This is a genomic window from Ochrobactrum sp. SFR4 (assembly GCF_019730395.1).
Taxonomy (GTDB): domain Bacteria; phylum Pseudomonadota; class Alphaproteobacteria; order Rhizobiales; family Rhizobiaceae; genus Pseudochrobactrum.
The window spans coordinates 1-9,666 of sequence record NZ_JAAPBB010000032.1; the positions used below are offsets into that span (position 1 = coordinate 1).

The window sequence follows — 9,666 nt, forward strand, 5'->3', positions numbered from 1 at the left end:
AGGCCAAGTGCTAATCCGTAATGAGGGGGTCAATATTGGATAAGTAAAAGGGGTGAATATTCTGTGCCGATTGACACTCAAGGATGTTATTGAGATATTTTACCTGCCGGATTTCAATCATCTTGCCATGCCCCGTGATTTTCAGGATTGTGTTTACAGCTTGTGCTCCCGCCAGATTAGCTCCGCTCTTGTCGATCACCACCTTCTGCGGAACGCCGTTGCTTGTGATGGCCTTTTTAAAGAACCGCCGCGCTGCAGCCAGATCCCGGCGTTCAGACAGCATGAAATCAAGGGTTTGGCCATCGCGATCAACCGCCCGATACAAATAAGTCCATTTGCCCTTTACCTTGATGTAGGTCTCGTCAACACGCCAGGAACGGGCCGTGCGGCATTTGCGCAGCTGAACCTGAGCGGCAATCAGCGGAGAGTAACGAACTACCTACCCATCGGTTCAAAGTTGCGTGGTCGACGCTGACGCCGCGTTCGACCAGTATTTCCTGGAGGTCGCGATAGGAGACGGGGTAGCGCACGTAAAAGAAGACTGCATGCAGGATGACGCTTTTAGGAAAATGGGCCCCTTTGAAATCAACCGTCATTCGCTTCCGCCTCACTCAATTACAAACACTGACTGGAGCATAACTTGGCAGGAGTAAAAAGTTTGCGACAGAACCGACCAGCCTGGAGGAGAAACGTTTGGCGGCCTTGGTGTTGCGACGCTGCTGAACCAGGATGTCGAGAACATCCCCGTCAGCATCGATCGCACGCCAGAGCCAGAATTTCTCTCCGCCAATCGTGATGACGACCTTGTCCATGTGCCACTTGTCATTCGGCTTGGGCCGGTCCCGGCGGATGCAAGTGGCAAAATGGCGGCCAAAGCGATGATAGACCCAGACAGCATAAGCGACAACCTCACGCGGAAATCGAAACCCCTTCAACCGGGGAAAAGCGTTCGGCAATTTCATGACGTATCAATAAATCACAACCCGGCATCAAACGACTTGGCAATCCCCTCTGGATATCAGTGATACGGCGATCTATCCAACACGGCTCCTCCAAATAAACTATCTCGCCGCCATTGCTCTGGATTCTGCAATCATCGCATGGGTGTAATTGGTTCCCCATCCTAGCCGAACACCTGCAGCAGTTCTTCGACCTGCGCTGCATCCAGTTCGCGAACCGGCATTCCGCGCAGGATCAGCGCCAGCTTGGCTGATTCTTCAAGCTCCTCTGCCGCATAAACGGTATCAATGAGGGTCTTGCCCGAGACGACGGGGCCGTGATTGGCCAAAATCATCGCGCTCGCTTCTTTGGCGGCGGCGCTTAGGTCCGCCTCCATCGCACTGTCGCCGGGGCGGTAGTATTTGATCATCGGAAGCATGCCACCCACACGCATCACGAAATAGGGCGTAAGTGGTGGAATCGGATTAGTGCGGTCTACCGCTGCAAGGCAGCCGATTGCGGTGGCGTAGGTCGAATGCAGATGCACGACCGCGCCAGCTTGCGGACGCGCGGAGAGCACTGCGCGATGCATGAACACCTCTTTCGACGGGCGGTCACCGCTGATGTGATTCCAGTCTAGGTCGAGCTTGCTGATGGATTCCGCTTTCAACCGCCCAAGTGAGCAATTAGTTGGCGTCATCAGATATCCATCCGCAAGCCGGACGCTGATATTGCCGGCGCTGCCCACAGAATAGCCGCGCTGGAACAAGCTTGCTCCGAGTTCAACAATCAGATTGCGGGTCTCGGTTTCGTTCATTTTTATGCTCCTAGATGGTGCGGAGGAAAAGACCGGCGGCACAGCCGCCTACTGTACAAGTATCTTAGCCGAACAAGGTATTAAGAACTAACAAGCTGATGAGCGCCACTCCCCAGGCGATTGTTGTAGGTATCGACCACGTCAGTATTTGATGTTTGGCATTTTTTACACCCAGCATACGGTTCATCACCCAGAACATGCTATCGCTGAAGTAGCTGAACACCATCGCGCCAAGGCAAGCAGCCTGTGCGGCGAAGACCAGATTAACATCTGGGATCGGCGCAAGAATCGGCGCCGACAGTGACGCCCCCGTGATGATGGCAACTGTGCCGCTGCCCTGCACCAGACGCACCAGCGAGGCAATGAAGAATGGGATCAGGATAGCCGGTAATGGCAGCGAAGCAACCCATTGTCCTATGTAATCACCAGTACCGCCATCACGTAGCACCGCACCCAATGCACCGCCAGCGCCGGTGACCAACAGGATGATGCCAGCAGATTCTACGCCTTTTTCCAGCTCGGTTAAGGTCTCAGTCTGAGTCAGTTTTTTACCGATACCGTAGATTGCGATCAGGACACCCAAACCGACCGCGATGATAGGGTTACCGAGAAACTGTGCCATCTGTGTGACGACCCCAGCTTCTGCTGCAGTGCCTTTAGTAATCGACGAGATCGCCGTGTTCAAGAAGATCAGCAAGATCGGAATCCCGATCGGTAGGATCGAGGCTGCGAATGATGGCAACGACTTTTCACGCTCGACTGCGGCGGTCTTGAATTCCTGAAACGCCTCACTTGGATCGGTCAGCGCCTCGCCAGTGTCACGCAGGATCATTGCTTCGATTTTAGGACCCATGATCTGCGCGTAGATCACAAGGGCGATCAGCGAAGGAATGGCAAGCATCAGGCCCCAGAAGATCATCGCGCCAATATCGACGCCAAAAATACCCGCAGCGCCCAACGGCCCCGGTGTCGGCGGCACGGCGTGGTGTGTCAGCGCAGCGCCACCAGCCAGAGAGATACCGAGGGTGAGCAACGAGATCTTGGTGCGCCGCGACAACGCCTTGACCAACGGCGACAGTATAACGAATGCGCTGTCGAGAAAGATCGGGATCGACACGATGTAGCCGGTTGCGGCCATCGCCCAGCTTTCCTTACGCTCTCCCAGCCAGCGAACCAGTGTGATCGCTAGCTTTTCCGCTGCGCCCGAAACTTCAAGGATCCGGCCCATCATCACCCCGAACCCGATCACAAGACCGATCGTGGCTAGCGTTGACCCGAAGCCCTTCGTGATCGACGCAACGACCTGATCGGGGTTCATCCCTGCAGACAAACCGGCGATTGCCGCCGCAATAATCAGCGCCAGCAGCGCATGAACCTTGGTGCGCAGCACCAGATAGATCATCACGGCAATGCCGATGACCAAACCCAGAATCGCACCTGGGCCCACAGTTGTTACTTCGCTCATCCGCTCCTCCGAAAGAATGTTGGTGACGGGGCTCCTCCGCCCCCTTGGTTCAGGCGGTGAATTCGTTTTGATGTTGACGCACCACGTCGTCGAAATTGCCGTCGGCCGTGAAGCCGAGTGCAATGGTGCGGCTGACCTCGAACGCGCCGGGCCAGGAACAGACGATGCGGATCACGTGATTATCGGGCTTTTCGGTGACCAATGCGCGGGCCTTTTTGCCGCCTATGTTTTCAAGACTATTTAGCATTTCGGCGACGGTCACGCAGATGCCGGGAATGTTCAGCGTGCGCCATGTACCGATCTGATCGCCGTCCACAGCAATCGCATGGACAAGGTTCGCAACCGCAACATCCGGCGACGACAGCCACATCCGGGTGTCCAGTGGGACCGGACAATTCGAGACCAGCCCGTTCAGCGGTTCACGCAGGATGCCACTTGCAAAGGACGACGCGGCCGAGTTAGGCTTGCCCGGACGGACAGAGATGGTGGGTAAGCGGCAGACGCGGCCATCGACATAGCCTTTACGCGAATAGTCGTTCACCAAAAATTCGCCGATGGCCTTTTGCGCGCCATAGGTGGATGCGGGAAAAAGCGCCTGATCTTCGGGGACGACATCCGGCATCGAACCTCCGAAGACGGCAAGCGAACTAGTGAAAATAAAGCGCGGGCAATTACCTGTAGCGCGGGCTGCTTCCAGCAAGGTTCGGGTGCCTTCGACATTGACGCGCATTGACAGATCGAAATTATCCTCTGATCCACCGCTAAGCACGGCGGCCAGATGATAGATCCCTACGGTATCGGCGGTCACGACGGATTGGACGAAAGCCGAGTCGCCGATATCGCCACTGACCGAGGTTACGCGCGCATCCTGAACCGGGCAGGGCACCAAATCGACCGACACGATCGAGGTAAAATTTGGAACGCCATCCTTGCCGCCGCCATTCGCAAGAAGCGATTTGATGACACGGCTGCCCAAAAACCCGGCGCCACCTGTAACAATGATCTTCATGTTGTGCTTCCTTGATCATGAATGTTGACGATATGCAAGGTGACGCCTTTGTTGGCGATCGCGCTGCGGGCGCTGTCCGGCAGGCCGCTGTCGGTGACAAGATCGGTCAGCGCATCAAGCGGGACCGCGTTATAGGCGGCGACCAGCCCGTATTTGCTGCTGTCGGTAACCAGCACGTTCCGCGCAGCGCTTCGCATTATCGCGCGCTTGACCGTAACCTTCACCTCGGTCGGGGTCGAAACCCCGCGCAGGCCAAAGGAAGAGGTTGAGGTGAAGGCGATGTCGAAATTAAAACCCGTGATGGTATGAGCCGCAATTTCGCCGACACCGGACTGGTTTTCCCGTTCGACAAGTCCACCGGTATGAATAAGCTTGCAGCGCGATTCAGCCGATAACAGCCCCGCAATGACGAAATCGTTAGTGACGATGGTCAGATCGTCGCGTGGCGCAAGTTTGCGTGCGATTTCCAGCACCGTCGTTCCAGCGTCCAGATAGACGACGCTGCTTGGCGGGACCATATTCGCGGCACAGGCCCCGATGGCCAGCTTTTCAGCCTGCGCCGTCTGGGCTTTCTTGACATGTGATGGTTCGAACGAAATCCGCTCGGGCAGACTGATACCACCTGCGACTGTGTTAAGCTTGCCTTCTGCTTCCAGCTTCTGCACATCGCGCCGCACGGTCATGTGCGAGACGCCCAACAGATCAACTAATTCGGCAAGGCTGAAAATGCCCCGTTCACGCAGACTGGTCAGGATAAGCTTTTGGCGTTCGGCGGGGATCATTTCTGCACCCGATAGTCCGCGAACCAGCCCAGACTGGCGGTAGTTTCGCCGCGCGGATTGTATTCGCAACCAATCCAGCCGTCATAGCCGATCTGATCCAACACGTTGTAAAGATAGGGATAGTTCACCTCACCCTCATCAGGGGCGTGGCGATCGGGGACTGATGCGATTTGCACATGGCTGAAGCGACCCTGCATCGCTTGGATCAGTTTGGTCAGATCCCCCTCCATGATCTGCGCGTGATACAGATCAAGCTGAATCGAGACATTGGGCCGGTCAATCCGGTCGATCAGTGCCAGCGCCTCTGCCTGACGGCTCAGGAAATAGCCGGGCATGTTTCGGTTGTTGATCGGTTCAAGCTGCACCGTGATGCCGGCTCCGACCAACAAATCCGCCGCAAAGCGTATGTTTTCGATATAGGTCGCCTCGCAGGCCGCGCGGTCAAGATGCGCGGTGATCCCAGCCATTGCATGCAGCCTTTTGCAGCTCAGAGTCTGGGCATATGCAAGTGCCTTCGCGACGCCGGTGCGGAACTCTTCCTCGCGGCCGGGCAGCGCGGCCAGCCCGCGTTCACCCGCAGCCCAGTCACCGGGGGGCATGTTAAACAACACCAGCTCCAACCCGGCATCGGTCAGGTTCTTCGCGACTTCTGCAGCAGAAAAATCATAGGGGAACATGAATTCGACCGCGGCGAACCCCGCCGCCGCCGCGGTTGCAAAGCGGTCTAGGAATGAATGCTCGGTGAACATCATCGACAGGTTGGCGGAAAAACGAAGCATGGTCTTATCCTTCAACGGGCAAACGACTGGGCATCGAAGAAGAACCGCTCTTGCCCGAAATTGCCTGACTTCAGCACCAACGAGATCGGCTTGCCGATGGCGCGAACCCATGGAACGCCCGGTGCGATCTGCGACCCGATGTGAAATCCTGTGATGCCCAAGGACTGAGTTACAATGCCAGAGGTTTCACCGCCGGCGACGATGAACTGGTCATAGCCTGCCGCCTCCAGCAGTGCGGCGACCTGACCGAAGACGCCTTCGATCGCCTCACTTGCCTTGGCAGCTCCGAATTGCTGCTGCAGCTTTTTCAATTCGGTCGCCTCGGTGGTAGCATATAGCAGCGGGGCAAGCCCTTTGTCGGATTGGGCCAGCACCCACGCGGCCAGCTTTTGCGCGTAACCTTTATCGTCCAGCGCTTGTTCGACGGTGACGCGCATCGATGGCGCTTCGGCTCTGTAGGCCACCACCTGTGCGTGCGTCATCTGTGAACAGGAACCAGACAGAACCACGGGGCGACCTTTTGACGGTGCCCCTTCGCTTTCCGCCGTGGCGGCACGGTCCGGCGTGGCCCAAGCTCTGGTCATACCATCGGCCAGACCAGCCCCCCCGGTGACCAGCACCATACCGGTCACTGCCTGACCTATTACGTCTAGATGCTTGTCACTTAGTGCGTCCAGTACTGCATATCGGAAACCCGCTGCTTTCAGATCTGCCAGTGCGGCTTTCACAGCGTCGGCGCCTTGATCCATTATTGTCGCTGGCACATTGCCCGTCTTGCCTGTTGCTTGCGCATCCATCAGGCGCATGAGATTGGCGTCCAGCATCGGTGTCAAAGGATGGTCGCGCATCCCGGATTCGTTCAGCGGCACGCCGTTTACGAACAGATAACCGTTGTAGATCGAGCGCCCGTTCACCGGAAGCGCAGGGCAGATCACTGTAAAATCGACGTTCAAAGCGTCCATTAGCGCATCGGTTACAGGCCCTATATTTCCTTGGGCCGTACTATCGAAGGTCGAACAGTATTTGAAGAAGAACTGCGGGCAGCCTTGCGCTTTTAACCACTCCAGCGCCGCAAGGCTTTCGCCCACGGCTTCATCGGAAGGGTTCGATCGGGTCTTGAGGCTGATGACGATGGCATCGATATCGATCTTTTCGTCGGTAGAAGGAGTGCCGTTGAGCTGCACCGTGGTTAACCCGTTCGTCACCAGAAAACCGGCGATGTCTGTTGCGCCAGTAAAGTCATCCGCGATAATGCCGAGTTTCAATTTCACGCCGTCCTCCCCAGAACCGCTGCTGGCTACCGATGTCCGTTTGCACATTCACAGCGAATCGCGGTTGCGTGACTATCTTGCAAAAGCCGGCTCACAAATTCAACCATTATATCACAAATAATATCGGTAACGCGCTAGTAGGTCATCCAGATAAAGTGTTTGATCCCACGAGTTGATAATATGATTCACGGCAGAACCTACCATACGCCATCTCGTTTCGTTCGGTTCTGCCGCAAAGTTTTCAGGCGTGTAGCAATGTCCTTATATCTGGGCGTACTTATGCTGCGAGTTCGGCAAAGACCTGAAATGGTGATCGGTTATCGTTGGGGAATTGCTTTTTACGGATCATATGGGCCACTTCGATCCCTGCGATAGTGGCTGAAGCGGAATGGTACGCTTTGAAGCCCATCATAGGCTCGATAAAGCGGGGATCTTGCTCAAGGGTGTGATTGAGATATTTGATCTGCTTGATTTTAATAAGCGCACCGGTTCCTGCGAATTTCAGGACCGTATTGACAGCTTGAAGGCCAGCCATATTGGCCTCGCTTTTGTCAATGACAACCCTCTCGGGAACACCGTTAGTTGCGATGGTTTTCTTGAAGAAACGCCGCTGCAGCCAAATCCCGGCGTTTCGACAACAGGAAATCAAGGGTTTGGCCATCGCGGTCAATAGCTCAATAAAGATACGTCCATTTTCCTTTCACCTTGATATAGGTCTCATCAACTCGCCAGGAACCGGCCGTGTGCCGTTTGCACAGCTGAGCCTGCGCGGCGATCTGAGGTGAGTAGCGAACAACCTATCGATTCAGGGTTGCATGATCAACGGTGATACCGCGTTCGGCCAGGATTTCCTGAAGGTCACGATAGGAAACCGGATAGCGCACATAAAAGAACACAGCATGCAAGATAACGCCTTTAGAAAATGTGTTCCTTTGAAATCTACCATACCACTTCTCCTGTCTCTATCTCCTGATCAACTCGTATTGTTACACATCTGCACTGAAACGAAAACTTTGCGACAGAGCCTTGCAAATCACCTTAGTAGTTTTGGACCGAGCGCGATGAGTTGGGGAAACAGAGCGTCTTTCAGATGCTGATGGTTTTGTGTTCAATGTAGTGGCTGATACCTTCCGAACCGAATTCACGTCCGATACCGCTCTGCTTGAAACCGCCGAAAGGCGCGAGAAGATCAGATGGTGCGCCGTTGACCACTATGCCACCTGTCCGAATTTGACGCGCAATTCGAAGGCCTTCTTCGGCGTTCGATGTCCACACCGATCCCGAAAGTCCGTAATCAGAGTCATTTGCAATCTCTATCGCTTGATCTACTCGGTCGTAAGGGATCAAGCAGACGACGGGACCAAAGATTTCTTCACGAGCTATTCGCATCGAGTTGTCGGTATTCGTGAAAACCGTTGGCTTCACAAATGTCCCGTGGTTCAATCCATCAGGCATCCCTTCGCCACCAATTGCGACTGTCGCACCTTCTTGAACGCCAATCCGGATGTAGTCCAATACGCGTTGACGCTGCCTCTCCGATATAACGGGGCCGATGAAAGTATCTGGATCGGTGGGGTCTCCGACCGTCATGTTTGCGACGTCGGCGACCATGGCGTCTGTAAAATCCGAGTACATTTGTTTCGGCACGAGGACACGCGTTTGTGCCACACACACCTGTCCGTTGTTCGGAAATGACCTGTAACGCAGAGCGTTGATCGTGTCCGTAAGATCGGCGTCCGGCAAAACAATCGCTGCAGACTTGCCGCCCAGTTCGAGGCTTACGCGTTTGAGGCGCTCACCTGCTAAGCTCGCTATTCGGCGACCCGCGCCCGTAGAACCCGTAAAGCCGATCTTGTCGACACCAGGATGAGTTATCAGATGCTCGCTTACGTCACGATCTGCAGCCAGAATACTCAGCACCCCTTCCGGCAGTCCTGCTTCTGTGAAAATTTCCCCGAGAAACTGACCATCAAGAGCGGTTTCCGGCGCAAGCTTCAGGATTACTGAGCAACCTGCGAGTAGCGCAGGGTAGAGCTTTGCAAGGGCGACCTGATGCGGTGCATTCCAAGGGACGATGGCTGCGACGACGCCGACAGGTTCTCTCACCCAAAGGGAGTTGCCGTCGGGGAAGCCTTGTCGCCACTGTTCCCACGGGTATGAAGCGGCAGCTTCCAGGAAAGCCAGGCTCTGATTGCGGATAAGCGACTGGATGTTCCTCGCGAACCAAAGCGGTGCTCCCATTTCCCGGGACACCAAAAGCGCGAATTCTTCTGCACGTTGTTCGTAGAGATCGAAGAAGCGTTTGACGGCGGAGATACGGTTTTCAGGGGACATCTTTGCCCAAGGCCCCGTGTCAAACGATCGCCGTGCCGCCGCCACTGCAAGGTTGATGTCCTCGACCGATGCGAGGGGAGCGGAGCCTACTAACTCACCATCGAAAGGTGAGCGAATTTCTACGTTATTCGGTTTATGAGGCGCAACGCGACGCCCCCCAATAAAATGTTGGGTGAAATGGGTCATTGATTTAGTGGACTTGTCCCGTTTTATTTCCGCCTCTTTATCTCGTTTCGGCGGTTATCTGTTCGAATTGAGCGGGCGATATTC

Annotated in this window: 7 protein-coding genes and 3 pseudogenes; all 10 read right to left on the reverse strand. The window is 55.3% G+C overall.

The genetic code is table 11. The annotated features are described in order from the left end of the window. Positions 1 to 76 precede the first annotated feature (76 nt). Positions 77 to 596: pseudogene (locus HBA93_RS17320) on the reverse strand (IS6 family transposase); the annotation flags it as partial. 75 nt (positions 597 to 671) lie between these two features. Continuing rightward, positions 672 to 962 (reverse strand): annotated as a pseudogene (locus tag HBA93_RS17325) (DDE-type integrase/transposase/recombinase); the annotation flags it as partial. A 161-nt stretch (positions 963 to 1,123) separates the two neighbouring features. After that, complete coding sequence (gene otnC, locus HBA93_RS17330; protein ID WP_122094109.1) at positions 1,124 to 1,756, reverse strand: 3-oxo-tetronate 4-phosphate decarboxylase; 633 nt, start codon at positions 1,754 to 1,756, stop codon at positions 1,124 to 1,126. A 64-nt stretch (positions 1,757 to 1,820) separates the two neighbouring features. After that, the gene (locus HBA93_RS17335; protein WP_122094111.1) at positions 1,821 to 3,221 is read right to left on the reverse strand and encodes a GntP family permease; all 1,401 of its coding nucleotides are present in this window, start codon (positions 3,219 to 3,221) and stop codon (positions 1,821 to 1,823) included. Between the two features lie 49 nt (positions 3,222 to 3,270). After that, on the reverse strand, positions 3,271 to 4,230 hold the full coding sequence (gene denD / locus HBA93_RS17340) for a D-erythronate dehydrogenase (RefSeq protein WP_122094114.1): 960 nt from the start codon (positions 4,228 to 4,230) through the stop codon (positions 3,271 to 3,273). Next, entirely contained in the window at positions 4,227 to 5,012 is a 786-nt protein-coding gene (locus HBA93_RS17345; RefSeq protein WP_122094116.1) for a DeoR/GlpR family DNA-binding transcription regulator, read from the reverse strand. Before HBA93_RS17345 ends, denD begins: the two co-directional genes overlap by 4 nt. Beyond that, the gene (gene otnI / locus HBA93_RS17350) at positions 5,009 to 5,791 is read right to left on the reverse strand and encodes a 2-oxo-tetronate isomerase (RefSeq protein WP_122094118.1); all 783 of its coding nucleotides are present in this window, start codon (positions 5,789 to 5,791) and stop codon (positions 5,009 to 5,011) included. Before otnI ends, HBA93_RS17345 begins: the two co-directional genes overlap by 4 nt. 11 nt (positions 5,792 to 5,802) lie before the next feature. Further along, positions 5,803 to 7,056, reverse strand: a complete 1,254-nt coding sequence (otnK, locus tag HBA93_RS17355) for a 3-oxo-tetronate kinase (RefSeq protein ID WP_122094134.1) — start codon at positions 7,054 to 7,056, stop codon at positions 5,803 to 5,805. 283 nt (positions 7,057 to 7,339) lie between these two features. Continuing rightward, a pseudogene (locus tag HBA93_RS17360) lies at positions 7,340 to 8,008 on the reverse strand (IS6 family transposase). Positions 8,009 to 8,148: 140 nt separating this feature from the next. Further along, a complete protein-coding gene (locus tag HBA93_RS17365) occupies positions 8,149 to 9,582 on the reverse strand; it encodes an aldehyde dehydrogenase (protein WP_122094120.1) in 1,434 nt (477 codons plus the stop codon). Positions 9,583 to 9,666 lie beyond the last annotated feature (84 nt).